Raw genomic sequence first — 26,399 nt, forward strand, 5'->3', positions numbered from 1 at the left:
GGCGCTCTGTGACGGGCGCCCCTTGTACAAATAATGGCCAGCAGGCATCTTGGTGACAGGATAACCAGCAAGGAGGCCAGATGGACAATCCGCCCGATTTCATGGCGCTGTGGGATTATCAGGATCCCGCCGCCAGCGCCCTGCGTTTTCATACCCTTCTTCCCGAAGCGCGCGCCGCCGACCTGCAACTCGAACTGGAGTTGCTGACCCAAATTGCCCGTACCCATTCGCTGCAGCGCCAGTTTGCCGAAGCCCACCAGCAACTCGACGAGATAGAGCCTCGCCTCACCGATCAAACCCCCAGAGCACGGATCCGGGCCCTGCTGGAGCGAGGCCGCACCTTTAACTCGGCGGGCGACAAAGCCAGTGCCAAACCGCTGTTTGAACAAGCTTGGCAATGGGGGCTCAAGGAGAAGGAGACCTATCTTGCTATCGACGCCGCCCACATGATCGCCATCGCCGCACCGCTGGAAGAGCAGAGCCGCTGGCATCAACTGGCGATGGAGCTGGCGGAACGCAGCAGTGACGAGAAGGTGCGCGGCTGGCTGGCCCCCCTTTACAACAATCAGGGCTGGACCCTGTTCGAACTGGGCCGCTTCGAGGAGGCGAAAATCCAGCAACAGAAGTGCCTGGCCTGGCATCTGCAACATAACCAGCCGGCCAAGGTGTTTATCGCCCGCTGGAGTCTGGCTCGCCTGACTCGGGCCCAGGGTCAGCACCAGCAGGCGCTGGCAGAGCTGCACCAGCTCAAGGCCGATATGGCCGAGGCTGGCGAACCTGAGGATGGTTATCTGTTCGAGGAGCTGGGGGAGAATGCCTTGGTGCTGGACGATCCGCTGGCCGCGGAATACTTCTCCCGCGCCTGGTTTCTGCTGTCACAGGACCGCTGGTTCAGCGCCAACGAGGGGGAGCGACTGGCCCGCCTCAAGCGCCTCGCCAAACTCTGACCCCCAAAATAGCAAGGGCGGCACGCTAGCCGCCCTTTCTGCTGGCAAGATGGTTCAGGCCCGATTGGACTCCTCCCACCCCTGCTTTTTACGGTAAATGGTAGAGGGGCTGATCTCGAGCAGGGCCGCCGCCTTGGGAATGTTGCCGTCACAGCTGGCGATGGCCTGTTCGATCACCTCTTTCTCCACCAACCAGAGCGGACGAATTGGCCCGTTGGCCACGCCGGTGGCTGCCGGAGCCGATGCCACCGCTGCCGCAATCGCAGCCGGTAGTTGGGGGCGCACCCCATTGAGCGGTGGCGGCAGAATATCCGGGCTCACCAGCTCCTTGTCATTGAGCACCACGATATTGCGCACCACGTTTTGCAGCTCGCGTACGTTGCCAGGCCAGGGGTAGTCAAGCAGCACTCGCGCCGCCTCGACATCGAAATCCTTGAAGCGTTTGTTCTCCTCCTTGGCGTAGCTTTGCAGCAGGGTGCGCGCCAGCAGCAGGATATCCTCACCCCGCTCCCGCAGTGGCGGCAGGGTAAGCGGAATGACGTGGAGCCGATAGTAGAGATCCTCGCGAAAACGGCCCGCTTTCACCTCCACCAGCGGATCCCGGTTGGTGGCGCAGATAAAGCGCACATCCACCGTCTCGAGCTTGCCGCTGCCGACCCGCTGCACTGTGCCGGTCTGGATGAAGCGCAGCAACTTGCTCTGCAGATCCAGGTCCATCTCGCAGATCTCGTCGAGAAACAGGGTACCGCCATCAGCCAGACTGGCTGCCCCCTTGCGATCCCCCTGGGCGCCGGTAAAAGAGCCCTTCACATGACCGAAGATCTCGCTCTCCATCAAATCGTGGGGAATGGCGGCGCAGTTGAGGGCAATAAAGGGCTGCTCGCTGCGGGGACTGCACTGGTGAATCGCCTCGGCACACACCTCTTTGCCGGTGCCGCTCTCGCCAGTGATAAAGACGGTCGCCTTGCTGGGCGCCGCGCTCTCGATGATGCGATAGACCGCCTGCATCGCCATGGAGGCACCGATAAAACCGAAGAAGGAGCTGCGCTCGAAGTTCTCCCGATAGTGGGCAACCAGCGAGCTCAACTGCTGGTGTTTCAAGGCATTGCGAACGGTGGCGCAGAGCCGCTTGCTGTCAAACGGCTTGGTCAGAAAATCGAAGGCACCGAGGCGCATCGCCTCCACCGCCACATCCACCGAGCCGTGGGCGGTGATCACCACCACAGAGCAGGGCAACTGCTGTTCGGTGATCATCTGCAGAATATCCATACCGGACATATCCGGCAGCTCCAGATCCAGCAGCACCACGGGGGGAGGACTTGCCAGCAACTGCGCCAACGCTTGCTGGCCACAGTCGGCCAGCACCACCTCATACCCCTCCTGGCGCAGGTACTGTTCATAGACCACCGCCAGACTACGGGTATCTTCCACCAGCAGGACACGCGATTTATTTTCAGCCACTGGACTCATCCTTGTATTTGATTCTGCGATCTATTTTGCCTTATTTTCGCGCGCAAACCCAACGCCAAGACAGCTCTGTTATCCCGCGATTGCAGGGAATACACAAGTAAAAACGGCTCCTTAAGGAGCCGTTTTTAACTACAAGAAGGGATTACTTCTTGGCGTCGTCAGCAGTCGGCTTCTCGATAGCCAGCAGCTCAACGTCAAACACCAGCACGGCGTTCGCCGGGATAGAGCCTGCACCGTGCTCGCCATAGGCCAGCTTGGACGGCAGGAAGAACTTGAACTTGGAGCCAACCGGCATCAGCTGAACACCTTCAGTCCAACCCGGGATAACCTGATTGAGCGGGAAGGTAGCCGGCTCGCCGCGATCGACGGAGCTGTCGAACTTGGTGCCGTCGGTCAGGGTACCGGTGTAGTGCACCTTGACGATATCGGTAGATTTCGGCTTGGCGCCAGTGCCCATCTTCTCGACCACGTATTGCAGGCCGGATTCAGTGCTCTTCACACCCTCTTTCTTGGCGTTGGCAGCCAGGAACTCTTCGCCCTTCTTCAGATTCTCAACGGCGTCTTTCTCGGCCTTGGCCTTGGTCAACTCGTTGATCTTGGCGTCGTAATCCTGCAGTACCTTCTGGATCTCTTCATCAGTCATCTTGGCTTCTTTGCCCAGACCGTCAGTCACCCCTTTCAGGATCACGGCGTTGTCCAGTTTGATGCCCAGTTCCTGCTGACGCTCCAGGGTGTTGGCGATGTAACGACCCATGGAGAGGCCAATTGCGTAGCCAGATTGCTCTTCAAAGCTCTTGGCTTCGGCCTTGGTCGCCTCTGCCGGCTTGCTGGCTTCTGCCTTCACTTCGGCGGTATTGGCCGCAGCAGGCTTCTCGTCTTTTTGGCAAGCAGTCAGACCGACGGCTACAGCCGCCGCCAACAGGGACACCTTCAGAAATTTGTTCATCAGTTTCTCCAAACTCCAAATACCGCTCTCGGTTCCATCGTGAAATGAGAGGTTTATCGTGATAAGCGCCTTATACTAACGCCGTGATCGCAGGTAACAAAAGCGTGAGACCGCAAAAATGATAAAAAGTGCCATTTATCTGGTGAGCCTCTGTTTAATGCTCACCGGTTGCGAGCAGAGCTCCCAACCCAGCCAGCAAATGCCCCTCGCCAGCACCAGTCTGCTAACCGCAGATCTCTCCAGTGATGGCCAGCAGGCCATCGTCTCCAGCATCGGTCAGGGCATCATCGTCTGGGACTTGGCACAAAACCGCCAGCGCTGGCGCTGGAAACAGTCCGATTCACCGGATGATCTAGTCTCCATCGTCCGTTTTGCCCAAGGAGATGGTTTCGCCGTTACCGCCACGGCGACCACCTTTGCCACCTGGCGGCTTCAGGACGGGCAGTCACAAGGCTACTACTCGCTTCCTGAATCCAGGCTGAGGGATATTGCCCTCTCGGCGGATGGCCGTAATGTGCTGATCGGGCGGGAAGATGGCAAGGCAGAGTGGCTCGATACCCGAAGCGGGCGGCGCCTGCAGTTTCTGGGGCACACCGAACAGATCAATACGGTGGATCTCTCCGCCAACGGTCGCTACGCCCTGACCGGCGGCAATGACTACAGCGCCTATCTGTGGGATACCCGCAGCGGGCAGGTGATCTGGCGCTTCAACCATGGTGGCCGGGTCGTGATGGCTCGACTGGAGCCGAGCGGCCGCTACGCCTTCACCGCCGACAGCAGCCGGGCCAGCATCTGGGATCTGAAAACCGGCAAAGAGGTGAGTCAGCTGCAATATGATCACCGCTTCGAGGTCTACACCAGCGCCCGCTTTGCCAACGATGGCAAGTGGCTCATCACCGGCGCCCCTTCCCGTCAACTCTCCCTATGGCAAGTGAGCGATGGTGCCCTGCTGCAGAGCTGGCGCGTCTCGCCGCAACCCAAGGTGAAACCGCCCAGCGCAGTGGTCTACGGCGTTGCTTTGCGCGACAATAGCCACCTTGTCAGTGCCAGCTCCAGTGGTCTGGCCGAAATCTGGACAATCAAGTAAGGACCCGAAGGCCCATGAGTCAGCATTTAAACGAACGCATCGAAACCCTGGAAACCCGTCTCGCCTACGCGGAGTACACCATAGAGCAGCTCAATGACGAAGTGACCACCCAGGGCCGTGAACTCGATCGACTCAAATACCAGATCCAGCTGCTGATCGATAAACTGCAAAGCGTACAACCCAGCCAGATTGCCAGCATGGCCGAAGAGACCCCTCCGCCGCACTACTGAACCGGCGCCATCTCAGCTCAGGCAATATGGCTTGGCACCACTGTCAGCCAATAAAAAACCCGCGATTATCGCGGGTTTTTTATCATCGGCCTGGCCGTGATCAGTGGTGATGGCCCTTGCCACCACAACCGCCACCACCGCAGCAGCCGCCATGACCATGGTCGTCGCCGTGATCGTGGCCATGATCGTGACCGTGGCCAGCACCACCGCAGCAGCCGCCGTGGCCGTGATCCTCATCGTGGTCGTGACCATGACCGCCACAGCAGCCGCCGTGATCGTGGTCATGACCGTGATCGTGACCGCAACCACCGGCACCGTGAACGTGGCCGTGGGCCAGCTCTTCGGCAGTGGCAGCGCGCACGTCCTTGATCTCGACCTTGAAGCCCAGAGTCACACCAGCCAGCGGATGGTTGCCATCCACTTTGACGAACTCTTCGGACACTTCAACCACGGTCACCGGACGGTGGCCATCGTCGGTTTCAGCCACAAAAGTATCCCCTTCGGAGACTTCCATGCCGTCGAACAGCTCGCCCGGTACTTCTTGCACCAGAGTCTCGTCATATTCGCCGTAGGCCTGGCTCGGTGCCAGAGTCACTTCGAAGGCTTCACCTACCGCGCGACCTTCCAGCTCGGCTTCCAGGCCAGAGACCAGGTAACGGGTGCCGTGCAGATAGACCAGCGGCTCTTTGCCGACAGTGCTGTCGATGACTTCACCGTGCTCGTCGGTGACTGTGTATTCCAGCGTAACCACGCTCAGAGGAGCTACTTTCATGTCAGGATCCTGCGGATAGAAAAAAACGGGCTCAGAATACCCTAAAAAGCGGGCCGCGCATATGCCGTGCGGCGCCACGGAGTGACGAAAAAAACGGCAACAGCGTCAGCGAGGAGACCCGCACTCCACCCGCCGTTGCCACATCAGGGGCGAAACACCCCGATCACCTCTTCCGCCTCGCGAGTCTGCTTGTCGACCTCGGCAGGCGTTTGTACCTGGGTATCGCCACAGGCGACGCAGGTCACCTTCTCGACTCCATGCTCCAGATACAGCATCATGTTGTCCAACTTGCCGCACGCCGGGCAAACCGCACCGGCAATGAAGCGTTTTTTACGTCTGGTTTCCATATTTGTTACCTCCAGGCAGCATCATATCAGGGTTTTTACATGCATCACGCCATCGAATACCACCATTTTTCCTGTGAGGGATTGCACGCCGGCAACCGCAAACGGACCCCGGTCGGGCAGCTGTTGCGGATCACCCGGGGCGCCGCGCTGCTGAGACTGGGCCAACATGAGCTGTTGCTGCCGGCAGGCAGCAGCTTCTGGCTCTGCGCCGATGCCCTCGCGGCCTTCAGCCCCCTCAGCGGTTGCGAGTACGATCAGCTGAGCGTCTCTTTGCGCGTGGCTCAGCCGCAGCAGGCAGGCTGGCTACAAGCCACTCCGCTGCTCGATGCCCTGCTCGACTCTCTGGCCCGGTGGCAACGTCCGAAAGAGTGGCAAGGGGCCTACGGTCAGCGACTGCAGGTGATCCTGGATGAGCTGCAACAGTGCGCCATCAGCCAGCAGGGTTACGGTAAGCTGCAAGCCTGTTGGCAAGCGCTGGCCAATGGCCAGCCGGAGTCTCTGCAACTGTGGGCACAACAAGCCGATGCGCCGGTGGAAGGGAGTGAATTGCAACAACAGTGGCAACTGCTGCAGGCGCTCAGATTGCTCAAGGGCGGCAGCAAACCCGCGCAGGTGGCCAGCAAGCTGGGTTATGCCGATGAGGCCGCATTGCAAGCGACCTGCCAGCTGTGGGGTGTTGGCGAAGATGGAGCTCAATAACCGGACACAGGTATGAATGCGCCAACTAAATTGGCTGAACGAGTCCAGTTTTTTGCCAGATGGTCGTTAACAAGGAAGGGCCATCCCCCCCGTAATCCTTTATGCTAAAGGCCTGAAGTGACTGCCAACCTTTCGACCAACAGGACATCTGCCATGACGAGCAAAGCCAATCAATCCCAGGGCATGTTGCTGTTTCACCTTTCAGCCCAGCAATCCTTTGCCATAGGCACCCTCAAGGTAAAGGAGATAGTCCCTTACACCCAGCTGACCGCCATGCCGCACTCGCATCCGACCGTGCTGGGGGCCGCCAATATGCGCGGCGCCACCATTCCGGTGATCGACATGGCAATGGCGGTGGGTTATCGCCCCATCAGCAAGGAGGAGATGCCCCACTGCTTTATCATCATCACCGATTGCCGCCGCACCCTGGTGGGCTTTCTGGTGCGAGGCATCGACAAGATCACCGAGTGCAACTGGCGCGATATCGAGTCACCTCCCGCCGCCCTCGGCCACAATGTGTTTGTGACTGGTGTCACCCGGGTCAATGACCAGCTGATCCAGCTGCTGGATGTGGAGCTGATCCTCTCCCGGGTCTATCCGGACGATCCGAGCCACCTCTATCCGGTGCTGACCGATGTGCAGCGGGAGCGGATCAAGCCGATGCGGATCCTGTTGGTTGATGACTCCTCGGTCGCCCGTCGCCAGCTGATGGCAGCCCTCGATTACATCAATATCCCTTATGAGGTCTGTACCAATGGCAAGGACGCACTGACCCTGATGCAACAACGTGCCAGCCAGCAGACCCCCATCGATATTCTGGTGAGCGATATCGAGATGCCTGGGCTCGATGGCTACGAGCTGGCCTTCGAGGTACAGAGCGACAGCAAACTGGCGGGGGCCTACATCATCCTGCACACCTCCCTCTCCAGCGAGATCAGTGTGGAGCGGGCCCATCAGGTGGGCGCCCATGAGGCGCTGACCAAGTTCGAGGCCAACGAGCTGATCCAGGCGATGTTGCGCGGTGCCGAACATCACGATCGCCTGCTGAAATAAGCCAATGACTGGCGGGAGCTGAACACCTCTCGCCCCTCTATCTTCGACCCAGACCGACGACGCCATGCTGACCGAAAGCCACTTCCACGCCCCCTGGTGGGCCCGCAATCCTCATCTGCAGACCATATTGCCCAAATGGCTGCGCCGGACTCCGGCCCGATTTGTGGCCGAGCGCTTCGAATTGACTGACGGGGATTTTGTCGATCTCGCCTGGAGCGGCGAGATCACGACAGATTCGCGACCACTGGTGGTGGTCTTTCACGGGCTGGAGGGGAGCATTCACTCCCACTATGCCAAGGGATTATTCACCCATCTGCAGCAAGAGGGCAGAGAGGCCGTGCTGATGCACTTTCGTGGCTGCAGCGGCGAGCCCAATCGCCACCTGCATGCCTATCACTCCGGCGCCATCGGTGATGCGCAGGAGCTGATTGCCGAGCTGAGCCAACGCTTCCCGGGCAAACCGCTGATCGCCATCGGCTTTTCACTGGGTGGCAATATGCTGGTCAACTTGCTGGCACGGGCCTGTCCTGCGGCATTGAAAGCGGCAGTGGTAGTCTCGGCCCCGCTGCAACTGGCCAGCTGTGCCGAACGGGTCAATCAGGGTTTCTCAAAGGTCTATCAGAACTATCTGCTGCGTACCATGCGCCGCAATTTGCTCAGCAAGATCAGCCAACAGCAGAAAGCGAGTGAACGCTGGCAGCCCCGGCAAGTGGAGCAGATTGCCACCCTGCGCGATTTTGACGAACTGGTCACCGCTCCGCTGCACGGCTTTCACAGTGCCAGCCACTACTACCAGGGCTGCTCGGGACTACCGCTGCTGGCTCAAATCCCCATCCCGACCCTTATCCTGCACGCCGCCGACGATCCCTTTATGTCACACGCGGTCATTCCCCGGCCGGATCAACTCTCGCCCACGGTGCGCTATGAGCTGAGCCAGCGCGGCGGCCATGTCGGTTTTCTGCACGGCACCCCCTGGCGGCCAAAGTTCTGGCTGGATGAGCGGATCAGTCACTGGATTGCCGAACAGACTCAGGGTGCGGTGCAGAACTGATTGCGACCCCCAGCCTTGGCCATGTAGAGGGCCTGGTCGGCCCGCGCCAGTAGCTGCTCACCACTCTCCCCGCCTTCCAGTGTCGCGATCCCCTGACTGATGGTCACCCGACTGGCAACATCGGATGCCAGATGCTCAAGCTGCAATTCGGCCAGCCCATCCTGCAGCCGCCGCGCTACCGCAGCGGCGCTCTGACTGTCGGCATCGGGCAGTAGCAACACAAACTCCTCGCCGCCATAACGGGCAGCCAGATCCGCCTCACTGCGCACCGAACGCATCATCAACTGCGCCACCTCCCGCAGGCAGACATCCCCCGCCTGATGGCCATAGTGATCGTTAAAGCGCTTGAAGTAGTCCACATCGATGAGGATAAGGGCAAGCGGGGCGCTGCTCGACTGACTATGGGCTTTGCAGCGTTCGAGCTCCTGACTGAAGTGGCGCCGATTGGCAAGACCAGTCAGTGGATCCTGCTTGGCCAGTGCATCGAGGCGCCGCAACAGGGCCAGATTGTCATGCTCACGCATCACGGCCAATTCAAACCAGCGATGCAGCATCCGGCGACCAACCTCCAGCGCCATTATGGTACATACCACCTCAAGCAGATAAAGCTGCGGAAAATCCACCTCCAGCCACCACAAACGCGCAACGCCAAATAGCAACGGTACACTGAGATAGGCATACAACACGCGTCGGTCGGGATAAAACGCGATCAGCGCAGCCAGTAAATTGAGGCGCATGATCCCGTTGGCATAGCTTGCCCCTCCCCGCAGCTCAACTTCACCAATGGTGAAGATATGCAGCGTCCAGACGCCCCCCCAGACCAGCATTACGACCAATGCGCACCATAGCCAGACTCGATCCTGCAAATGATTGCAGAGCAGGGCTGCAACCGGCAGCAGCAGCAGCACGACCATGACAAAGCCCAGCTCACTCTGAAAGCGCCATGGCAGAGTACCGTCACTGGCCAGGCCTGCCTGGCTGTAGACCTGGTAGCGTATCGCCAGAAACAGCACAACCAGCCAGTTCAGCAACCAGAACCAGACCATGCCGCGACTGATGGCCTGGCGACGAGCAAGATCCATGTGAGCCGATATCGTTGAGGGGGCCCGGCGTTGCTCTTCAGACAACATGTCTCACACTCCACGAAACGCGTAAAAAGAGGTTGCACTCATTTTATTGCGCACAACAATAGCTGACGGTTATACCCTTTTGCATCGAGATCCCTTCATGATAATCCCCTGGCAAGCGTTGGATGCCGATACCCTGACCAACCTGATCGAACAGTTTGTGCTGCAAGAAGGCACCGAATATGGCGAGCATGATGTTTCGCTTGAAGCCAAAGTCGCTATGGTAAGGACTCAATTACAGCAAGGCATCGCCGTGATCGTCTATAGCGAGTTGCATGAATCGGTCAATATTGTGCCACGCGATCGTTTCAACGAGCCGTCTTGACCATCTCGGGTTCACGCCCGTATAACGAAACTCCCAAGGAAGAGAGCATTCTATGTCGGCCAAGCATCCCATTATCGCCGTCACCGGGTCGTCCGGTGCCGGTACCTCTACCTCCACCATCGCCTTTCGATCCATGTTCCACCAATTGGGTTATCAGGCAGCCGTGGTGGAAGGTGACAGTTTTCACCGCTACACCCGCCCCGAGATGGATGTGGCAATCCGCAAGGCGCGTGAACAAGGACGCCACATCAGCTATTTTGGCCCCGAGGCCAATGACTTCGGCTTGCTGGAGAGCTTTTTTCAGGGCTATGGCCAGGATGGCACCGGCCAGTATCGCCGCTATCTGCACAGCTTTGACGAGGCGGTCCCCTTCAACCAGATGCCCGGCACCTTCACCCCCTGGCAGCATCTGCCGAGCGACACTGACCTGCTGTTTTATGAAGGGCTGCACGGTGGTGTGGTCACTGAGGATCACAACGTAGCCCGCCACGTGGACTTTCTCATCGGCGTGGTGCCCATCGTCAACCTGGAGTGGATCCAGAAGCTGATCCGCGATACCTCGGAGCGCGGCCACTCCCGTGAGGCCGTAACCGACTCCATAGTCCGCTCCATGGATGATTACATCAACTTCATCACCCCGCAGTTCTCGCGCACCCATATCAACTTCCAACGGGTGCCGACAGTGGACACCTCCAATCCCTTCAGTGCCAAGGTGATCCCGAGTCTGGACGAGAGTATGCTGGTGATCCGGTTTCGCGGCATAAAACAGGTCGATTTTCCCTATCTGTTGTCGATGATCGACGGCTCATTCATGTCACGAATGAATACCATCGTCGTGCCGGGTGGCAAGATGGGGTTTGCCATGGAGTTGATCCTTAAGCCACTCATCCAGCAACTACTTGAAACCGGCAAGATCACTTAAGCCAAGGAGTTCACAATGCGGTTAGCGTTTATCTCTGTGGTATTGGCCGCCCTGCTTGGCGGCTGCAGCAGCGGGCCGACGGCCCCCACGCTGGAGTCCGGCACCATGCTGGTTCGTCCGATTGGCAACTGGACCTATGGCGCAACCCCGCGCTACGCCCTGGCCGAGCAGTATCAATTCGCCGGTGAGCTGGCGGAAGGGTGGCTGGAGCCGATGCAGCAGGCGGTGAGCCGGGAGCTCAATGGCAAGGGGTGGCAGAGTGCGCCGCTCGACGAGGCGGATCTGTGGGTCGCCATAGGCGTCGCGGGCGGCAAGGATATGAGCGATGGCGAGATTTTCGCCCGCCTCGGCATGACGCCCGGGGTCTATGCCTCGGCCAACCAGCGCAAAGGCTCGCTGGCCATAGTGCTGCTCGATCGCAAAACCCAGAAAGCAGTCTGGAGCAGCATCATCCAGCTGACCAGCGATGTAAGCATTGCTGATAGCCAACGTCAGGCGCTCAGCCAGCAGCTCGCTGCCGAACTGCTTCATAGCGTCCCGACCAATTAACAGTTAATGCTGGCTTATTGAAAAGGGATGGATAGAAAAACGGCTTGCCTCCCGGCAAGCCGTTTTTTGTGGTCTCACAGTTGTCTCACAGTTTTGTCCCAGTCTGGTCTTGGCCAGACTGGGACACGAAGCTGCACGCCTTCAGATATCTGTGGTCACTTATTTGAGCGTACAGGTCAGCAGCGTAACCCCTTTCTGGGTGAGGAGCGCCTGTTTCTCCTGATTCCAGAAGGTGGTCAGGCCGTCAGAATATTTGGCGCCAGACTCTGACTCCACACGCGCCAGTTTGTGGTAAACCCCGGCATAGGGGAACTGCACCATGTCAGCCTGGGCATCATAGGTAATGGCCAGCATCTCTTCGCCACACTGGTATTGGCTGTATTGATACTGGGTAGGTTGCGGGCTGCTGCACGCCGCCAGACCCAACAGGGGAAGCAGAGCGATCAATTTTTTCATTGCACTTTCCTTATGTGATGGCCTTATGTAATGGCCTTGTGCAGAGGCCTCATGTGACGGCCTTATGCCAGGGTACCAACGAAACAATCGTCAGTTATCAAGCTTCAACAATTTGATAACTATGGGTAATTTGTACCGCTTTTTCCAACATCAGGGAAACAGAACAGTATTTTTCCATCGACAGATCGACCGCTCTGGCCACCTGTTTCTCTGCCAATCCCTTGCCTGTCACCACGAAGTGCAGATTAATCTTCTCGAAAACCCGGGGCACGCTATCAACCCGTTCGCCACTGACCTCGACATGACAAGCGGTCACCGACTGGCGCGCTTTTTCTAGGATGGAGACCACATCAATAGAGCTGCAGCCACCGACCGCCAGCAAGATCATCTCCATCGGGCTGGCCCCCTCACCGGGGTTGGCTCCATCCAGGATCACCTTGTGACCGGATTCACTCTCACCCACAAACTTCATCCCTTCCACCCAGCTGACCTTGGCTTTCATCTCGCACTCTCTCCTGTTAATCGTGATGATGGATCCCTAGCATAACCCAGTCGCTTATCTCTGCCGAACAGGGGGAGTTGGGATGGAAATAGATCAAAATCAACATCTCCGACCTCTATCTTCCCTAGAATGGCCGAAGCAGCGCAGCAGGCATTACCCAAAGGGCTCTTGCAAAAGGGCGCAAAGCCTTGTCAGCACAGACAAAGGCTCTTATCCTACTGCGACTAATACAAGGAATGGCAAGATTGGCAGCTTGCCCGGACGCACAAGTCCATAAAAAGACACTACAGAGGAATTCTCATGGTTATTGGCAAACCGCAAAGCGATCCCACCCTGGAATGGTTCTTGTCGCACTGCCACATTCATAAGTATCCCGCGAAGAGCACCCTGATCCATGCGGGTGAAAAAGCGGAGACCCTCTACTACATCGTCAAGGGCACTGTGGCCGTCTTGATCAAGGACGATGAGGGCAAAGAGATGATCCTCTCCTATCTGAACCAGGGTGACTTCCTGGGCGAGATGGGGATGTTTGAGGAGAACGAGAATCCCGAGCGCTCCGCCTGGGTTCGCGCCAAAGGCTCTTGCGAAGTGGCAGAGATCTCCTACAAGAAGTTCCGCCAGCTGATCCAGGTCAACCCGGACATCCTGATGCGTCTCTCTGGCCAGATGGCCAAGCGCCTGCAGCACACCAGCCAGAAAGTGGGTAATCTCGCCTTCCTGGATGTGACCGGCCGGATCGCCCAGACCCTGCTCAACCTGGCCAAGCAGCCAGATGCCATGACCCACCCGGATGGCATGCAGATCAAGATCACCCGTCAGGAGATCGGCCAGATCGTCGGCTGTTCCCGTGAAACCGTGGGCCGCATCCTCAAGATGCTGGAAGAGCAGGAGCTCATCTCCGCTCACGGCAAGACCATTGTGGTATTTGGTACTCGCTGATGCCCCATCAACAGGCCTAACTGAGGCCTTGGGATAAAAAAGGCTGCTACGGCAGCCTTTTTCGATCCTCTCCCCTATAATCCCGAACGCCCTTCACTGTTCCGGCATTCGCCCAGAGAGTTACTATGCATCTTCAATGTCCCCGCTGCCGCAGTCCGCTCCATCTTCATGAAGCCTCCCAGGGGCGCTATTGCGACAACAAGCATCACTTCGATCCGGCACCGGAAGGTTATCTGGATCTCATCCCCGGCAAGAAAAACCCCAAAGACAGCGACAGCCGCGCCCTGATGCGCGCCAAACACCATTTCCTAGAAGCCGGCCACCAACTGCCGCTGGTTGAGGCCATGGCCGCTCTACTCGCTCCGCTGGCCCCGCAAGAGCTGGTTCATCTGGGATGTGGTGAAGGCTACTACTGCCGCGCGCTGGCAGAGCGCCTGCCCGGCTGGCAGTTTGCTGGGGTTGATATCGCCAAGAACACCATCTTTGCCGCCAAAAAAGCGCAGCCGGACGGCCAGTTTGTCATTGCCGATCCCGCCCGTGCACCGCTGCAACCGGGCTCTGCTCAGGTGCTGCTGGTCAACGATCTCAAGGTCAAGACCGAGCAGCTGGTCAGCTGGCTGGCCCCCGGTGGCTATCTGCTCTATCTGCAGCCGGGCCCCCGTCATCAGTGGCAACTGCGGGTCAGCCTCAATCCGGTGAGTATGGAACACCCTTTAAGCTGGCCCTCGCTTGCCGGTCTCCGACTGGTAAGCCAGGAGCGCTGCCAGTTCCCTATCTCTATGGATCAGACCATGCGCGCCTTTATTCTGGAGACAAGCCGTCTCGGCTGGCGCGCCAACGGCGAACAGCGCCATGCCTTTATCCAGCAAGGTCCGGCACAGCTGGAACAGGATTTGCTGATGACACTGTGGCAAAAAGCAAGCTGACCGCCTGACAGGAGCACGGCAAGTGCTCCTGTCCCATTTTCCTCCCGCCACTCTTCTCCCCCTTCGTGATTCGCCTCACAACTTGAGTCATCGACCTTATTGGTCAGGCCAGCTTTAATGTCAAAACAGCCAATAGAGAATAATTCATTGAATTTAATCTCTTTTTAACCTGTCAAAAAACGTCATATCCAGTATCAACAGCGCCCTTCAGCACCAAATTAAACGACGACAGATTCAGGCCCAGTCAAGGTTCAAGCGCCTACCGTGTGGCTATCGGACCCTTTCCGATTTCCATAGAACCGACCACAGGTTCGGAAGTGTTTACATCAGAGGAAATAAGGATATGAAAAAGTCTGCACTGACTATGGCCATCTCCAGCTTGCTGCTGGCCAGTGGCGCCCACGCTGCTACCGTTTACAACCAGAACGACACCAAGCTGGATATCGGTGGCCGTGCCCAGGGTGCCTACTACGGCACTGACAACAACAGCGCCGAAGGAGATCAGAGCTACTTCCGTCTGCACGTTGCTGGCGAGACCAAGATCGCTCCCGAGATGAAGGCATTCGGCTTTGCCGAATACAACCTGCCGACCTCCGGTTCTGACAACGATGAACTGCGTTACGCCTATGCCGGCATCCAGCACGATCGCTTCGGTGCCTTCAGTTATGGCCGTCAGGATGGTCTGTTCACCAAGGCCGTAAACAACTATACCGACGTACTGCCCGAATGGGGTGGTGATGGCCTGGGCAAAGATACCGAAGTATTCGGTACCGGCCGTACCAACGGTCTGGCTCAGTACATCTTCAACTACGAAGGTCTGACTCTGGGTGCCCAGTTCACTGGTAACAATACCCCGCAAAATGCTGGCCGCAGCGCCATTGCCGAGTCCTTCAACGGTAACCTCTACAACGGTGAGAGCTGGAACAGCACTGGTTCCAAAGAGGGCTTTGCCTTCTCTGCCAACTATGACTTCGATATGGGTCTGAGCCTGGGCGTTGCATACAACCAGGCTGGCAAAACTGCCGAACAGGCCCGCTACGCAGCCTTTGGCGGCGAGAAAGATGCCAAGCTGATGGGCTTCGGTGCCAAATATGCTGCAGGCGACCTCTATCTGGCGGCAACCTATTCCCACGGTGAGAACCACCTGTTCGTCAACAACGGCTACGCCGAGAAGATGGATGGTTACGAAGCCGTTGCCCAGTACACCATCGGCAAGTTCAAGCCTTCTCTGGCTTACCTGCGCACTGACGTCAAAGATACTGCCCACGGCATTGACGACACCTACACCGAGTACGTATCCATCGGTGCCTGGTACAACTTTACCGAGAACTTCAACGCCTACGTTGACTACAAGCTGAACCTGCTTGACTCTGTTGATGGCAAGTCCACCAACTCTCTGGGCAAGAACACCGACGACGTTGTTGCTGTCGCCCTGCAGTACAACTTCTAAAAGGTTGACTGTCGGTTATACCCTGTGAAACCAATGTCTACTGTTTGAATTTCTTCCGGCCGCTCTGCGGCCGGTTTTTTATTGCGCGTTTTCAGCACCTTGCATATAACTATCGAGCGGATAGCTGTAATTTCAGCCCGTTGGACAAGCAAGGATGCGCAAAGAGGGGTGCAGGGATGACAGAGTTACTCGGAAAACGGTGGGGGCCACTGTGGCCAGTGTTACTGTTGCTGGTGAGCATCGGCTGGAGCGGGAATAGCGCCGCCAGTAGTGAGCGCAACCTCTATCAGCAGCTTGGGCTGGCCGGCAAACTCGACAGACAAACCTTTCAAAAAGCCCTTGTCAGCTATCAAAGCGTACGCAGCAAGCAAAAATCCATCCTGACCATCATTGATTACAGCAAGCCTTCGACTCAGCGCAGGCTGTTCGTCATCGACATGAAACGTCACAAACTGCTTTATCACACCTGGGTAAGCCATGGCCGCAACTCAGGTGAACTAGCCGCAGAGCGCTTTTCCAACCAGCTCAACTCCCGACAAAGCTCCCTCGGCGTCTATCGTACCGCAGAAACCTACTTGGGCAAGCATGGCTACTCCCTGCGGCTGGATGGGCTCAGCCCCGGCAAAAACTGCAATGCCCGCAAACGTGCCATCGTGGTGCATGGCGCCGCCTATGCCAGCCCAAACCATCTGCGCAAATATGACAAACTGGGCCGCAGCTGGGGCTGTCCCGCCCTGCCAAAGGAACAAGCCAGGGCCATCATAGATACCATAAAAGGGGGCAGTGTCATCTACGCCCACGGCTAACGGGCACAACACCATAAAACACAAGGCCAGCAATCGCTGGCCTTGTTTGTCACGCTCTCACACTAAACGGGACGAGTTATTGGCGCACCACCAGGACCGGGCACGGAGCATGACGCACCACGGATTCGGCAACGCTGCCTACCAGCAGATGGCTGATGCCGGAGCGGCCGTGACTCCCCATAACGATCAGTTCAACCTCGTCTTCCTTGGCCTGGATAATGATTTCATCCGCTGCCCTGCCAAAGCGAATATCAAACGTTGCCGGAATAGGCAGGGTGGCAATCAGCTCTTTGAGTTGGGCTCTGGCCTGACGCTCCATTTCGTGAGTGATCTCAACGGCTGTCATATGAAGAATTTTGTAACTGTCAAAGCCGTGCAGTTGGTCTACGACATGGATCAGCTTGAGCTGGGCCTCATGGCTCTGCGCCATGAATACGGCATAGTCGAGTACCGCCCGGGACATTTGGGAAAAATCGACAGGACAAAGCAGAGTTTTGATCGATGGCATAATGCAGTCTCCTCTACTGATTGGGGTACTATTGAATCTTGAGTTCATCATAACCATCAGATTGAAAATAACTCTCGACCCTGTCGCAAAATGAACATCAGGGATTTTTTCTGTACGCCGTCGCCATCAATGCCATGGTATAAAGTAGGGTATCAGTGTTTTTTCCTCTGCCCCAGCGAGGCCAGCTCTGACCATGCTACGCATCTGTCTGTTGCTCTGTTGTCTGTTCACTGCGGCGAATTGCCGGGCAGAGTCTATTGACGTTTATTGCGATGATTGGCCCGGTTTTTGTCAAAAGGATGGCAAAGGCCTCTATCTGGATCTGGTGCGAGCCATCTACCAGCCTCACGGCTATCAGGTAACCCCCCATATTGTGCCCTATAAGCGCGCTCTCGCTGTCATTGCAAAAAAAGGGGGAGATATCGCCATGGGGGTATATCGCGATGAAGTCTCCGGCGTCCAGCAATCTCGCTATCCGGCATCAGCGGATGACCTGACCGTGTTCATGCTCAAGAAATGGCAACCCCAGTGGCAAGGGGAGAAAAGTCTGGAAGGGCAAACCGTGATATGGCGGCGGGGCTGGGCATTCGACAAGTACATTGCGGTCACCATGCAGTGGCATGAAATTGACAGCGATGAGCTGGCCCTGCAACTGCTTGGTAAAGAGCGATATCGCTATTACCTCACTGCCGGCGTGCTCTATGTGGATGAGGCTATCCCTCCCGAGCTGCATCGCGTCTTCCTGCGCTGGATCCCGACCTATCCCATTTTTGCCGATACCCAGCAAGGCAACCGGATGTTACAGCTCTGGGATAAGGGAATGGTTGAGTTGATCCGCAGCGGGGGTCTGGCAGAGATCTATAAGCACTATCAGCTCTATGACTACTATCAGGGTTTTATCGAAGAACTGGAACAGAAAGTGGCTGCCAGTCCTGCAGACTGAATGATAACGTTGCGCTAATTACTCTCCCCTCATTCCCTTGGCCAAGCGGTCGTAGAGGATCACATTGACCGAGGCGGCCAGATTCATGCAGCCCCGAGTCGGCACATAGACCACATCTTTCACCGCGCCATAGAGGGCGGGATCGAGAGTGCCATCCTCCGGTCCGAAGATATAGAAGGCGCGCTCCGGATGGACATAGTCGGGGAGCGGTGTAGCGCCGTCGATCAAATCGACCACCACGGGCACGCATCCCTGCGGGATAAATGCCATCAGGTCATCCACCCCGAGCAGCGGGATCTTCTCCACCATCTGCTTGGTATCTGTGGCAAAGCGGCGCGCCAACTCGAAGCGGTTGCCGGTGTAGTAGACCTCGTCTACCCCGTAACAGCCCGCAGCCCGCATCACGGAGCCGACATTTTCCGGGGACTTGGGATTGACCAGCCCCACGCAGCAGAATGCACTCTTTTCCATCATCTCTCCTCATCTTGCGGCGACCATTATAAGCCGTTGCAGGGCCACCGACCCGTTAAAAGTCCCCTCCCCGGCTAAACCGCTTGCCAACCCAGCTTTGAATGTCGATTTTTTGTGCGCAAGCCGACAAATTTTGTACAAGCTGATGACCAGCAAACGTTTCCCAGCAATAATAGACAAACGTTTGTAAATGGATGTTTGTCTATGACTGAGCGTGAACAAGAGATCCTCGCCCTGCTGCGTCAGGATCCCATGATTGCCCAGCAGGAGCTGGCCGATCGCCTCGGCATCAGCCGCTCCGCGCTGGCCAGCCACATCTCCAGCCTGATCCGGCAGGGATATGTGCAAGGCAGAGGTTATGTACTGCGAGAAGGCCCCTACGTAGTGGTGATCGGCGGTGCCAATATGGATATTTGCGGCACCAGCCATGACAACCTGCTGCTCGGCGACTCCAACCCGGGCAAGGTGCGCACCTCGGCAGGCGGTGTCGGCCGCAATATCGCTGAGAATCTGGCGCGGCTCAGCAGCGACACCCGGCTGCTGACAGCGGTAGGCAACGACCAGTATGGCCACCATCTATTGGAAGTGAGCCAGCGGGCCGGCGTCGATGTGCGCCAGACTCTGGTGCTCGATGGTCACGCCACCTCCTGCTATCTCAGCCTGCATGATGGCAGCGGCGAAATGAGCTGCGCTATCAATGACATGGCCATCATAGAGCAGCTCACCCCTGCCCGCCTGACCCCCCTCGCAGGCTTTCTCGGCGGTGCCCGGCTTTGGGTGCTCGACACCAATCTTGCCATCCACACCCTCGACTGGCTGTTCGAACGACAGGGGGAGCACGCCATTTTTGTCGATACCGTCTCGGTGGCCAAGGTGGAGAAGATCCGCCCCTGGCTCGGCAAGATCCATACCCTCAAACCCAATCGCAGTGAAGCCGAGCAGCTGTGCGGCATGACCATCGCCGGGCCCGAAACCTGGCCCATGGTGGCCGCCTGGTTCCACCGCGCCGGGGTCAAACGACTGTTCCTCAGTCTGGGTGAACAGGGGATCTTCTACAGCGATGGCGAGCAGCAGGGTCACCTGCCGATACTGGGTAGTCCGGTACTCAACGTCACCGGCGGCGGGGATGCCTTTATGGCTGGCCTCGCCCACGCCTGGCTGCAACAGCTCGACATTGCCCAGACCACCCGCTTTGCCCTGGGCTGCGCCGCCCTCACCGTCAATTGTTCCGATACCGTTTTTTCCGGTCTGAGCAAGACCGCCGTTGACCGCATACTGGAGGAGTACTCATGCTGAACGCTTACCTCGATATCCAACCGGAAGTGGCTGCCGCACTGGCCGCCGGCAAACCGGTCGTTGCCCTCGAATCCACCATCATCTCCCACGGCATGCCCTATCCGCAAAACGTGGAGACGGCCCGTCAGGTGGAGCAGGTGGTGCGCGATAACGGCGCCATTCCGGCGACCATCGCCATCCTCGACGGCCGCCTCAAAGTGGGTCTCGATTCGGGGGCGCTGGAAGCGCTGGGCCGGGCTGGCCACGACGTGACCAAGTGCAGCCGCCGCGACATTCCGTTCGTACTGGCGCGCAAGGGTATGGGGGCCACCACGGTCGCCTCGACCATGATCATCGCCGCCATGGCGGGGATCCGGGTCTTTGCCACCGGCGGCATTGGCGGGGTACATCGCGGGGCGCAGGAGACCTTCGATATCTCCGCCGATCTGCAGGAGTTGGCACAAACGCCGGTGGCCGTAGTCTGTGCAGGGGCCAAATCAATTCTCGATATCGGCCTGACGCTGGAGTATCTGGAGACCCAGGGGGTGCCGGTGATCGGCTATCAGACCGAAGAGTTGCCCGCCTTCTACACCCGCGAGAGCGGCTTCAAGGTTGATTATCGACTGGAGAGTCCGGCAGCCATCGCCGAGGCGCTGCGCCTCAAGTGGGAGCTGGGACTGGCGGGCGGCGCCGTGGTGGCCAACCCCATCCCGATCGCACACGCCATGCCGAAAGCCGATATCGACGCAGCCATTGCCCAAGCGCTGCGTGAAGCCGATGAGCAGGGGATCAAGGGCAAGGCCTCTACCCCCTTCCTGCTGGCACGCGTCTGCGAGCTGACTGGCGGCAACTCGCTCGCCGCCAACATCCAGCTGGTACTGAACAACGCGGCACTTGGCGCCCGCATCGCCGCCGCGCTTTAATTGCACACCGATACCTCGCCATGTAAAAGAGGGCATCGCGGCCCTCTTGTTGTTTTTGCTATCTGCAGCGCTATTGCAACGCTATGTTATTGCAGTACCACGCGCCCATTGAGGGGCTGCACCGGCCGGTTGTTGGGGTGGTGCATCACCGCCTTGAAGGCGTCGATCTGGGCCTGACTGACCTCGACCGGCTGCTTCATCACTAGCCAGCGCACTCCTTCCGAGCAAGGAGGCGTAGTAAGGGAACCGCTGAAGCGATAGTAGTCACGATTCTCGGGCAGCAGTTGCTCAGCAGAGAGCGGCGCCTTGAGGGGGTGGATCTCGCCCACCTTGGCAGGTAGTTCACCCCAGGCAGCCGCCAGCACCGGATTGACCTTGCCAGCCTCGAACATCACCGCCACCACGGCGATCTCTCCCTTGTCACTGGCGTGCACCAGATGCCCTTCCAGCGGATAGGATTTGCCCTCGATGAGGTTTTCACTCGGGGCGTGGAAGTGGAACTGCTTGAGTTCAAACCTGGTGCCATCGAGTTGCAAGGTGCTACCCGGAGCATAACCGACCTGCACGGTATGACCGTTGTTGACCACTGTGTTGCCACCCGCCAGATAGTGGAGTACCAGCGGGGCCAGTTTGGCCTCGACCAATCCGTTCAGGTCAACCGGCGACTGATTGCTGCCCGCACACTGACCAAACTCCGGGGTCAGCTTGGCCCAGTGGGCAGGCCCAGCCTCACCGCTATATTCCCAATGGGGGGTGGCAGCAAACACGACAGGGCACAGCAACAGGGAGCAGGCCAATAGAGACTTTCTCATCATACATCCTTATCTTGATTGAAAAGCACGACCATCCCCTCCCCCGGATAGCGGGGCATGCAGAGATGGCATATCAGATACGCGGAATACAGTGCATCGGAGCGACTTTCTAATGGTAACGAGCACGGGTTGGTCAATCGGTTTGACCGCGGCTCAATACAGAGTCGTTTGGCAAGTATATGGTGAGGGATCGACAGAGACAGTGAAAGAGGGGGAAATTAATCAGCCGGCTATCCACTCATCGTCTGGCGGATACGGGTCAAGGTTCAGAGTGTCACGCTTTCATAACAACCATCGCGAGAATCCGGGCTCCCGCGATGGTTGACGATAACGGCAATTAACGGTCGCGATTCAACGCGATCAGACGATCAAGAATCGCTTCACCATCGGCACGCAAACCGTTGTGCTCATACTCATTGGTGATCCAGGCGCGACAGTTGCCAAGGCCACGCAGAGTTTCGCGACTGTAGTCAAACTCCACATACATATCCTCGGCATAGACGGCGCAGGCTACCGGCACCTTGTTGCGGGCAAGTTGTGCCGGGTCATAGAGCGCCCCCCAGTCCGCCTTGTTGGCCAGCAGATGGGCCGCCTCTTTCAGGGGCAGCAACTCGCGGAACTGCTCGAACATCCAGGGGTAAACCATCTCGCCGGTGAAGGCGAAATCCTTGCCAGGCGCCCAGTTCACCGCAGGAAACTCCCCTCTGACCCGATCCGCCGCCCAGCGAGTCGCCTCCCCTTCGGCGTAGATAGCCTCGTGCAGGATGGCAAACAGCGGGTTGGTATTGAATGGCTGCATGCTCTGCACCTGATAGAGAAAGGCCGGGCTCAGCTTGTCACCGATAAAGGCCTCCTCCAGCAGGTAATAAAGCTCCTCGAAAGCACCCGTAGCGCCGAGATCCAGCCCTTGCTGCTGGAACTGCTCCACCGTCAGGCGCTGGCCGTTGGGCAGCCGCACATCGTGATGGTGCAGATGGTTGGCCAGCCGGTTGGAAATCCCCTGAGCGTGGGGGAAGCGGGCGAAGAAGGCACGGTTCTTGTCAGCCACCCTCTGGTAGGTGGCACGGTAAACCTCCTCGGCACTGCGGCTGATCGGCGCGATACCGCCGGTGATATAGACCTCCCGCAGGCTATCGGGGAAGAGCGAGAGATAGGTCAGGCAGCAAAAACCGCCAAAACTTTGCCCCAGCAGGCTCCAGCGATGCTTGGGGCTGAGCTCCTGCCGGATGAACTCAGCATCTTGCACTATGCTGTCGGCGCGAAAATGGCTGAGATACTCCGCCTGCTCGGTCGGTGTCATTTTGGCCAGAATATGCCCATGGATGGGGCTCGACATCCCGGTGCCACGCTGATCCAGCAGCAGCACTCTGAACTCCTGCAACGCCCGCTTGAGCCAACCACTGTTAGCCGTCGGGCGCGGCGCCCCGAATCCCGGCCCCCCTTGCAGAAACAGCAGCCAAGGGAGCTTGTCATCGAGTTTGTCTTTGCAGCAGAGGGTGCGGGCAAACAGGGTAATGCTGTCACCATCCGGCTCATCATGATCGAGGGGAACGGTAAAAAAGTGCGGCTCGCAATGAATGCCGTCCAGTACATAGCTCAAGGGGCTGTTCATCTGGGATCTCTCCGTCAGGATGGGAACATCATTGACCCCATCATATCCTCGCCCAGCCACAGGGTCACTCCGGTTTTCCAAAATGTTAACAATGGCTTAAAGGTCGAAACATCACCAGACAAGCAGCTCTTCAACGGTGCTGAATTAATTGTTTTGCGGGGGAGATTGACGCCATGGCGCCATTCAACAAAGATGGCTCGCCTGCACAGGAGTGCAGCCATTCAGGCCGACAAAATAGATAAGGGAATGTGATGAAACCGAAGTGGATCAGGGCCAGAAAAAGAGAGAAGAAGCCATGCCCTGGCAGCATGCTGCAGACCGGAATGCTGCTGTTCAGTGCCACCTGTAGCGCGACGCTCTTTTTGGCAGCATGCAACAGCAACTAGAAATGAAAAAGCCCGCTCAATTGAGCGGGCTTTTCGAATTTGGCTCCTCCTACTGGACTTGAACCAGTGACATACGGATTAACAGTCCGCCGTTCTACCGACTGAACTAAGGAGGAATTGTGGTGCCCAGAGACGGAATCGAACCGCCGACACGGGGATTTTCAATCCCCTGCTCTACCGACTGAGCTATCTGGGCAACGGCGCGCATTAAACCCTTTCCAGCGCAGAGTGTCAACCATGATGGCACGATAAAAAGCACGTTCGCTCAACAACTGAACGCAATGAACGGTTATTAGCCGTTTCGGAGCAGAAATCTGCCTAACCGTGACCCGTCTCATATATGAATGATCACCAAACCGCGGGAAATCACGGCCTCTATAGCTTTGCCACATTGAGCCGAATCCACTCTGCGAGTATGCTTTGCCGCAATGATACCGCCTGGAGGCAACATGAGTCTGAATATGCAAGAGTGGCGTGAAGAGACCACCGAGATCGTCAACGAACTGCTGGCCGATGGCAGCAATCCCGATACGGATTACGACATCGAGCACCACTTCGCCTGCCAGGATTTCGACCGTCTGGAAAAAGCAGCGGTTGACCTGTTCAAGGCCGGTTTTGAAGTGACCGATGCCGAAGAGATGGAACTGGATGACGGCGCCACCATCTTCTGCTTCGATGCCACCATCGAGTGCAAGCTGGATGTCGAAGCCATCGTTGCCGATATCGAAAAGATGCTGCCCATCCTGGAAAAATACGGGGTGGACTACGATGGCTGGGGCACCTACTTTCAGGATTGATCCCTGCCACAAACAGAGAGGCCACCTGCGGGTGGCCTCTCTGTTATTGCAGACTGTCACAAATAACTGGCGGCAAACTGCTCGGGCGGCAACGGGGGGCTGAACAGATAACCCTGTAGCCGATCACACCCCGCCTGGGTCAGCCACAACTGTTGCTCGACGGTTTCCACCCCTTCTGCAGTAATGCAGATCCCCAGCTCATGGCCAAGTCCGATGACCGATCTCACGATGGCGGTGGTGGCACTGTTGCTGACCAACCCCTGGGTGAAGCTGCGATCCAGCTTGAGCGTGGCGACCTTGAGCCTTGGCAGATAGGCCAGCGAGCAATACCCGGTACCGAAATCATCGATGGCCAGTTGAAAACCGGCGGCGATCAGGTTATCCAGGTTGGTCTCGATCTCATCGGCATTCTCCATCAAGACTCCTTCAGTGATCTCCAGCTCCAGCTGGCCTGCATTCAGACCATGACGGGCAATGCAGCCCTGCACCTGCTTGCAGAGCGCCGGATCACGAAACTGCAACGGCGAAAGGTTGATGGAGAGTACCATATCCGGCTGATCGGTTTGCCACTGGGCCAACTGAGCACACCCCAACTCCAGCATCAGTTGACCAAGTTGGCCGATGATCCCCATCTCTTCGGCCAGTGGAATAAATTCTTCCGGCGAGATCATGCCAAGTTCAGGATGCGGCCAGCGGCAAAGCAATTCTGCACCACAAAGCTGATGGGTTGTGCTGCTGATAATGGGTTGGTAGACGGCAACCAGCTGGGATGACTTGATGGCGAGCGGTAACTGGGCGGCGATCAGTTGACGCCGCTTGAGCCGGGCGTGCAGCGCCGGATCAAACAGAGTGCAGTACTGCTGCTGCCGCTTGCCCTGCGCCAGCGCCGCTTCAGCATGGCTGAGCAACCGCTCGGCATCGCTTGCCCGACCCTGAGCCAGCCCCAGAAACACCGGGATCTGGATACGATGCTCTTCCACCTGATAGTACTCCATCAACTGCTGCTGCAGATGCTGGTTCCACTCCTGCAACGGCTCGTTGAAATCGGGGAGTAACAGACAGAAGTCATCGGCAGCCACCCGGCAGAGCAAGGTTCGCGGCGGAACCAATTGCTGTAGTCGCTTGGCCACCTGGCTCAGCAGGCGATCAGCAATCCGGATCCCGAAGCGATCGTTAACCTCACGAAAGTGGTGCAGATCGACCAGCACCAGTGTGGCGCTGCGGCCCCCCAAATGGCGGCTGGTCTGCAAGAAACGGGAGAGTTTGAGCAGCCCGGTGAGGCTGTCGTAGTGCTGCTCCTGCTGCAACTGTGCCTGAGTGGTGCGCAAGCCAGTGATATCGCGCCCCAGCGTCAGGATCCCGAGGGAGTGACCATCCCCATCGGGGACATCGACCCGGGTGATCTCCATATGCCGTCCCTGCCCTCTGGCATCCAGCAGACAACATTCGCCGTGGCCCATCCCTTGGGGTGCCGCCAGCCGGAACGGCAGCTGCTGACCCAGCACCTCATCCGCCCCCTGACCAATAAAGTCGAGAAACGCCTGGTTGCACTCCAGCAACACACCGTTGTGATCATCGAAACGGATCAGGTCAGGGATGGCATCGAGCAGAAAACGCTGCAACACCTGCTGTTTTTTGACCGTCTGTTCCAAGTGCTTGCGCTGGGCAATCTCGTTGACCATTCCGAATACGGCATATGGCTCACCCTGAGCCGTGTAAAGCGGGATCTTGTGCACCTCCATCCAGCAGGTCTCACCGCCCCGATTACAGTGCAACTGTTGATGAAGCAAGGGAACGCCCCCCGTCAGCAACTGTGCGTCCTCGGTACGAAATACATCGCCCCATGGCATCTCTGCATCACTCTTGCCGACCACCTCGGCGGGTGAACCCAGCTTGGCCTCAATGGCAAATTCACGATTGGCAAACAGGTAGCGACCATGCCTATCACGACAGAAGATACTCATTGGCAACTGGTCGATGATCTGCTGAAGCAGATCCGGGGTAAGCATGTTGGTCACAGGGGCGCTTATGGAGGAATTTCGAGCAAATCTATGATAGCAAACCAATT

29 protein-coding genes and 2 tRNA genes are annotated in these 26,399 nt (G+C 57.7%); 17 read left to right on the plus strand and 14 right to left on the minus strand.

Annotation, left to right across the window (positions count from 1 at the left end):
* The first annotated feature begins 80 nt into the window (after window positions 1–80).
* Window positions 81–947, plus strand: coding sequence for a hypothetical protein (locus tag G5195_RS17550; RefSeq protein WP_421236344.1), 867 nt, complete (start codon window positions 81–83; stop codon window positions 945–947).
* Between the two features lie 54 nt (window positions 948–1,001).
* Here G5195_RS17550 and G5195_RS17555 read toward each other — a convergent pair whose 3' ends face one another.
* Both G5195_RS17555 and fkpA read right to left on the minus strand, forming a co-directional pair.
* Window positions 1,002–2,408: a sigma-54-dependent transcriptional regulator gene (locus G5195_RS17555; RefSeq protein WP_076494970.1), complete on the minus strand. Its 1,407-nt coding sequence runs from the start codon at window positions 2,406–2,408 to the stop codon at window positions 1,002–1,004.
* Between the two features lie 151 nt (window positions 2,409–2,559).
* Window positions 2,560–3,363 carry an FKBP-type peptidyl-prolyl cis-trans isomerase gene (gene fkpA / locus G5195_RS17560; RefSeq protein WP_005335283.1) on the minus strand — a complete coding sequence of 268 codons (804 nt, stop codon included), beginning with the start codon at window positions 3,361–3,363 and terminating at the stop codon, window positions 2,560–2,562.
* Between the two features lie 118 nt (window positions 3,364–3,481).
* On the opposite strand from fkpA, the gene G5195_RS17565 reads away from it, so the two are divergent.
* Together G5195_RS17565 and G5195_RS17570 are read left to right on the plus strand one after the other, a co-directional pair.
* Window positions 3,482–4,450, plus strand: coding sequence for a hypothetical protein (locus G5195_RS17565; RefSeq protein ID WP_421221822.1), 969 nt, complete (start codon window positions 3,482–3,484; stop codon window positions 4,448–4,450).
* A 14-nt stretch (window positions 4,451–4,464) separates the two neighbouring features.
* Window positions 4,465–4,680 (plus strand): SlyX family protein, encoded by a 216-nt coding sequence (locus G5195_RS17570; protein ID WP_158111350.1) that lies wholly within the window; start codon window positions 4,465–4,467, stop codon window positions 4,678–4,680.
* A gap of 100 nt (window positions 4,681–4,780) precedes the next feature.
* Here the strand turns inward: G5195_RS17570 and slyD are convergent, their stop codons facing one another.
* Both slyD and G5195_RS17580 read right to left on the minus strand, forming a co-directional pair.
* Window positions 4,781–5,452, minus strand: coding sequence for a peptidylprolyl isomerase (slyD, locus tag G5195_RS17575; RefSeq protein ID WP_100645229.1), 672 nt, complete (start codon window positions 5,450–5,452; stop codon window positions 4,781–4,783).
* Between the two features lie 143 nt (window positions 5,453–5,595).
* The gene (locus tag G5195_RS17580) at window positions 5,596–5,799 is read right to left on the minus strand and encodes a YheV family putative zinc ribbon protein (RefSeq protein ID WP_005335287.1); all 204 of its coding nucleotides are present in this window, start codon (window positions 5,797–5,799) and stop codon (window positions 5,596–5,598) included.
* 39 nt (window positions 5,800–5,838) lie between these two features.
* Here G5195_RS17580 and G5195_RS17585 point away from each other — a divergent pair, with 39 nt between their 5' ends.
* The 3 genes from G5195_RS17585 to G5195_RS17595 all read left to right on the plus strand — a co-directional run bounded on the left by G5195_RS17585 (window position 5,839) and on the right by G5195_RS17595 (window position 8,602).
* Window positions 5,839–6,498, plus strand: coding sequence for a hypothetical protein (locus tag G5195_RS17585; protein ID WP_421221819.1), 660 nt, complete (start codon window positions 5,839–5,841; stop codon window positions 6,496–6,498).
* A gap of 153 nt (window positions 6,499–6,651) precedes the next feature.
* Window positions 6,652–7,551, plus strand: a complete 900-nt coding sequence (locus G5195_RS17590) for a chemotaxis protein (RefSeq protein WP_227342036.1) — start codon at window positions 6,652–6,654, stop codon at window positions 7,549–7,551.
* 64 nt (window positions 7,552–7,615) lie between these two features.
* On the plus strand, window positions 7,616–8,602 hold the full coding sequence (locus G5195_RS17595; RefSeq protein ID WP_421221817.1) for a hydrolase: 987 nt from the start codon (window positions 7,616–7,618) through the stop codon (window positions 8,600–8,602).
* On the opposite strand, the gene G5195_RS17600 is transcribed toward G5195_RS17595, so the two are convergent.
* Window positions 8,581–9,684, minus strand: a complete 1,104-nt coding sequence (locus G5195_RS17600; RefSeq protein ID WP_421221815.1) for a membrane-associated sensor domain-containing protein — start codon at window positions 9,682–9,684, stop codon at window positions 8,581–8,583. The two genes, G5195_RS17595 and G5195_RS17600, sit on opposite strands and share 22 nt — an antisense overlap.
* A 145-nt stretch (window positions 9,685–9,829) precedes the next feature.
* Here G5195_RS17600 and G5195_RS17605 point away from each other — a divergent pair, with 145 nt between their 5' ends.
* The 3 genes from G5195_RS17605 to G5195_RS17615 are packed head-to-tail and all read left to right on the plus strand — an operon-like array spanning window position 9,830 to window position 11,525.
* Window positions 9,830–10,054 carry a YheU family protein gene (locus G5195_RS17605; protein WP_216952980.1) on the plus strand — a complete coding sequence of 75 codons (225 nt, stop codon included), beginning with the start codon at window positions 9,830–9,832 and terminating at the stop codon, window positions 10,052–10,054.
* 52 nt (window positions 10,055–10,106) lie between these two features.
* Complete coding sequence (locus G5195_RS17610) at window positions 10,107–10,976, plus strand: phosphoribulokinase (protein WP_157162054.1); 870 nt, start codon at window positions 10,107–10,109, stop codon at window positions 10,974–10,976.
* Between the two features lie 15 nt (window positions 10,977–10,991).
* The gene (locus tag G5195_RS17615) at window positions 10,992–11,525 is read left to right on the plus strand and encodes a DUF4136 domain-containing protein (RefSeq protein WP_216952979.1); all 534 of its coding nucleotides are present in this window, start codon (window positions 10,992–10,994) and stop codon (window positions 11,523–11,525) included.
* A gap of 159 nt (window positions 11,526–11,684) precedes the next feature.
* Here G5195_RS17615 and G5195_RS17620 read toward each other — a convergent pair whose 3' ends face one another.
* Window positions 11,685–11,981 (minus strand): MliC family protein, encoded by a 297-nt coding sequence (locus tag G5195_RS17620; RefSeq protein WP_216952978.1) that lies wholly within the window; start codon window positions 11,979–11,981, stop codon window positions 11,685–11,687.
* A gap of 97 nt (window positions 11,982–12,078) precedes the next feature.
* On the minus strand, window positions 12,079–12,483 hold the full coding sequence (locus G5195_RS17625) for an OsmC family protein (RefSeq protein ID WP_216952977.1): 405 nt from the start codon (window positions 12,481–12,483) through the stop codon (window positions 12,079–12,081).
* A gap of 300 nt (window positions 12,484–12,783) precedes the next feature.
* Here G5195_RS17625 and crp point away from each other — a divergent pair, with 300 nt between their 5' ends.
* The 4 genes from crp (at window position 12,784) to G5195_RS17645 (ending at window position 16,604) form a co-directional block, all read left to right on the plus strand.
* Entirely contained in the window at window positions 12,784–13,422 is a 639-nt protein-coding gene (gene crp, locus G5195_RS17630; protein WP_005335304.1) for a cAMP-activated global transcriptional regulator CRP, read from the plus strand.
* 125 nt (window positions 13,423–13,547) lie between these two features.
* Window positions 13,548–14,348 (plus strand): putative RNA methyltransferase, encoded by an 801-nt coding sequence (locus tag G5195_RS17635; protein ID WP_247823346.1) that lies wholly within the window; start codon window positions 13,548–13,550, stop codon window positions 14,346–14,348.
* 343 nt (window positions 14,349–14,691) lie between these two features.
* Window positions 14,692–15,798, plus strand: a complete 1,107-nt coding sequence (locus tag G5195_RS17640; RefSeq protein WP_421236345.1) for a porin — start codon at window positions 14,692–14,694, stop codon at window positions 15,796–15,798.
* Window positions 15,799–15,974: 176 nt separating this feature from the next.
* On the plus strand, window positions 15,975–16,604 hold the full coding sequence (locus G5195_RS17645; protein WP_216952974.1) for a murein L,D-transpeptidase catalytic domain family protein: 630 nt from the start codon (window positions 15,975–15,977) through the stop codon (window positions 16,602–16,604).
* A gap of 76 nt (window positions 16,605–16,680) precedes the next feature.
* Here G5195_RS17645 and G5195_RS17650 read toward each other — a convergent pair whose 3' ends face one another.
* Entirely contained in the window at window positions 16,681–17,112 is a 432-nt protein-coding gene (locus tag G5195_RS17650; protein ID WP_216952973.1) for a universal stress protein, read from the minus strand.
* A gap of 193 nt (window positions 17,113–17,305) precedes the next feature.
* On the opposite strand from G5195_RS17650, the gene G5195_RS17655 reads away from it, so the two are divergent.
* Window positions 17,306–18,055 (plus strand): substrate-binding periplasmic protein, encoded by a 750-nt coding sequence (locus G5195_RS17655; protein ID WP_216952972.1) that lies wholly within the window; start codon window positions 17,306–17,308, stop codon window positions 18,053–18,055.
* Window positions 18,056–18,073: 18 nt separating this feature from the next.
* On the opposite strand, the gene G5195_RS17660 is transcribed toward G5195_RS17655, so the two are convergent.
* On the minus strand, window positions 18,074–18,526 hold the full coding sequence (locus G5195_RS17660; RefSeq protein WP_005348310.1) for an RNA methyltransferase: 453 nt from the start codon (window positions 18,524–18,526) through the stop codon (window positions 18,074–18,076).
* Window positions 18,527–18,730: 204 nt separating this feature from the next.
* On the opposite strand from G5195_RS17660, the gene G5195_RS17665 reads away from it, so the two are divergent.
* Complete coding sequence (locus G5195_RS17665; protein WP_421236346.1) at window positions 18,731–19,822, plus strand: PfkB family carbohydrate kinase; 1,092 nt, start codon at window positions 18,731–18,733, stop codon at window positions 19,820–19,822.
* Window positions 19,816–20,724: a pseudouridine-5'-phosphate glycosidase gene (locus tag G5195_RS17670; protein WP_421236347.1), complete on the plus strand. Its 909-nt coding sequence runs from the start codon at window positions 19,816–19,818 to the stop codon at window positions 20,722–20,724. Before G5195_RS17665 ends, G5195_RS17670 begins: the two co-directional genes overlap by 7 nt.
* An 86-nt stretch (window positions 20,725–20,810) precedes the next feature.
* Here G5195_RS17670 and G5195_RS17675 read toward each other — a convergent pair whose 3' ends face one another.
* The 4 genes from G5195_RS17675 to G5195_RS17690 all read right to left on the minus strand — a co-directional run bounded on the left by G5195_RS17675 (window position 20,811) and on the right by G5195_RS17690 (window position 23,730).
* Entirely contained in the window at window positions 20,811–21,536 is a 726-nt protein-coding gene (locus G5195_RS17675) for a carbonic anhydrase (protein ID WP_421236348.1), read from the minus strand.
* A 337-nt stretch (window positions 21,537–21,873) separates the two neighbouring features.
* On the minus strand, window positions 21,874–23,148 hold the full coding sequence (locus G5195_RS17680) for an alpha/beta hydrolase (protein WP_421236349.1): 1,275 nt from the start codon (window positions 23,146–23,148) through the stop codon (window positions 21,874–21,876).
* Between the two features lie 426 nt (window positions 23,149–23,574).
* Window positions 23,575–23,650 (minus strand) — tRNA-Asn (locus tag G5195_RS17685).
* A 4-nt stretch (window positions 23,651–23,654) separates the two neighbouring features.
* A tRNA-Phe gene (locus G5195_RS17690) sits at window positions 23,655–23,730 on the minus strand.
* A gap of 265 nt (window positions 23,731–23,995) precedes the next feature.
* Here G5195_RS17690 and rraB point away from each other — a divergent pair.
* On the plus strand, window positions 23,996–24,331 hold the full coding sequence (gene rraB / locus G5195_RS17695; protein WP_421236351.1) for a ribonuclease E inhibitor RraB: 336 nt from the start codon (window positions 23,996–23,998) through the stop codon (window positions 24,329–24,331).
* A 56-nt stretch (window positions 24,332–24,387) separates the two neighbouring features.
* Here the strand turns inward: rraB and G5195_RS17700 are convergent, their stop codons facing one another.
* The gene (locus G5195_RS17700; RefSeq protein ID WP_410489652.1) at window positions 24,388–26,340 is read right to left on the minus strand and encodes a sensor domain-containing protein; all 1,953 of its coding nucleotides are present in this window, start codon (window positions 26,338–26,340) and stop codon (window positions 24,388–24,390) included.
* Between the last annotated feature and the right edge of the window lie 59 nt (window positions 26,341–26,399).

This window comes from Aeromonas sp. 601039 (assembly GCF_049174415.1).
In the GTDB taxonomy this organism is placed as follows: Bacteria; Pseudomonadota; Gammaproteobacteria; order Enterobacterales; family Aeromonadaceae; genus Aeromonas; species Aeromonas veronii_A.

What these genes read in the sequence shown, in the direction of transcription:
- G5195_RS17585 (WP_421221819.1), top strand. Translation starts at nt 5,839, where the DNA reads ATGCATCACGCCATCGAATACCACCATTTTTCCTGTGAGGGATTGCAC.
- G5195_RS17635 (WP_247823346.1), top strand. Translation starts at nt 13,548, where the DNA reads ATGCATCTTCAATGTCCCCGCTGCCGCAGTCCGCTCCATCTTCATGAA.
- G5195_RS17620 (WP_216952978.1), bottom strand. Translation starts at nt 11,981, where the DNA reads ATGAAAAAATTGATCGCTCTGCTTCCCCTGTTGGGTCTGGCGGCGTGC.
- G5195_RS17595 (WP_421221817.1), top strand. Translation starts at nt 7,616, where the DNA reads ATGCTGACCGAAAGCCACTTCCACGCCCCCTGGTGGGCCCGCAATCCT.
- slyD (WP_100645229.1), bottom strand. Translation starts at nt 5,452, where the DNA reads ATGAAAGTAGCTCCTCTGAGCGTGGTTACGCTGGAATACACAGTCACC.
- G5195_RS17610 (WP_157162054.1), top strand. Translation starts at nt 10,107, where the DNA reads ATGTCGGCCAAGCATCCCATTATCGCCGTCACCGGGTCGTCCGGTGCC.
- G5195_RS17665 (WP_421236346.1), top strand. Translation starts at nt 18,731, where the DNA reads ATGACTGAGCGTGAACAAGAGATCCTCGCCCTGCTGCGTCAGGATCCC.
- G5195_RS17640 (WP_421236345.1), top strand. Translation starts at nt 14,692, where the DNA reads ATGAAAAAGTCTGCACTGACTATGGCCATCTCCAGCTTGCTGCTGGCC.
- G5195_RS17625 (WP_216952977.1), bottom strand. Translation starts at nt 12,483, where the DNA reads ATGAAAGCCAAGGTCAGCTGGGTGGAAGGGATGAAGTTTGTGGGTGAG.
- G5195_RS17670 (WP_421236347.1), top strand. Translation starts at nt 19,816, where the DNA reads ATGCTGAACGCTTACCTCGATATCCAACCGGAAGTGGCTGCCGCACTG.
- G5195_RS17580 (WP_005335287.1), bottom strand. Translation starts at nt 5,799, where the DNA reads ATGGAAACCAGACGTAAAAAACGCTTCATTGCCGGTGCGGTTTGCCCG.
- G5195_RS17655 (WP_216952972.1), top strand. Translation starts at nt 17,306, where the DNA reads ATGCTACGCATCTGTCTGTTGCTCTGTTGTCTGTTCACTGCGGCGAAT.
- crp (WP_005335304.1), top strand. Translation starts at nt 12,784, where the DNA reads ATGGTTATTGGCAAACCGCAAAGCGATCCCACCCTGGAATGGTTCTTG.
- G5195_RS17550 (WP_421236344.1), top strand. Translation starts at nt 81, where the DNA reads ATGGACAATCCGCCCGATTTCATGGCGCTGTGGGATTATCAGGATCCC.
- G5195_RS17650 (WP_216952973.1), bottom strand. Translation starts at nt 17,112, where the DNA reads ATGCCATCGATCAAAACTCTGCTTTGTCCTGTCGATTTTTCCCAAATG.
- G5195_RS17605 (WP_216952980.1), top strand. Translation starts at nt 9,830, where the DNA reads ATGATAATCCCCTGGCAAGCGTTGGATGCCGATACCCTGACCAACCTG.
- G5195_RS17700 (WP_410489652.1), bottom strand. Translation starts at nt 26,340, where the DNA reads ATGCTTACCCCGGATCTGCTTCAGCAGATCATCGACCAGTTGCCAATG.
- rraB (WP_421236351.1), top strand. Translation starts at nt 23,996, where the DNA reads ATGCAAGAGTGGCGTGAAGAGACCACCGAGATCGTCAACGAACTGCTG.
- G5195_RS17680 (WP_421236349.1), bottom strand. Translation starts at nt 23,148, where the DNA reads ATGAACAGCCCCTTGAGCTATGTACTGGACGGCATTCATTGCGAGCCG.
- G5195_RS17615 (WP_216952979.1), top strand. Translation starts at nt 10,992, where the DNA reads ATGCGGTTAGCGTTTATCTCTGTGGTATTGGCCGCCCTGCTTGGCGGC.
- G5195_RS17565 (WP_421221822.1), top strand. Translation starts at nt 3,482, where the DNA reads ATGATAAAAAGTGCCATTTATCTGGTGAGCCTCTGTTTAATGCTCACC.
- G5195_RS17645 (WP_216952974.1), top strand. Translation starts at nt 15,975, where the DNA reads ATGACAGAGTTACTCGGAAAACGGTGGGGGCCACTGTGGCCAGTGTTA.
- G5195_RS17600 (WP_421221815.1), bottom strand. Translation starts at nt 9,684, where the DNA reads ATGGATCTTGCTCGTCGCCAGGCCATCAGTCGCGGCATGGTCTGGTTC.
- G5195_RS17675 (WP_421236348.1), bottom strand. Translation starts at nt 21,536, where the DNA reads ATGAGAAAGTCTCTATTGGCCTGCTCCCTGTTGCTGTGCCCTGTCGTG.
- fkpA (WP_005335283.1), bottom strand. Translation starts at nt 3,363, where the DNA reads ATGAACAAATTTCTGAAGGTGTCCCTGTTGGCGGCGGCTGTAGCCGTC.
- G5195_RS17660 (WP_005348310.1), bottom strand. Translation starts at nt 18,526, where the DNA reads ATGGAAAAGAGTGCATTCTGCTGCGTGGGGCTGGTCAATCCCAAGTCC.
- G5195_RS17590 (WP_227342036.1), top strand. Translation starts at nt 6,652, where the DNA reads ATGACGAGCAAAGCCAATCAATCCCAGGGCATGTTGCTGTTTCACCTT.
- G5195_RS17570 (WP_158111350.1), top strand. Translation starts at nt 4,465, where the DNA reads ATGAGTCAGCATTTAAACGAACGCATCGAAACCCTGGAAACCCGTCTC.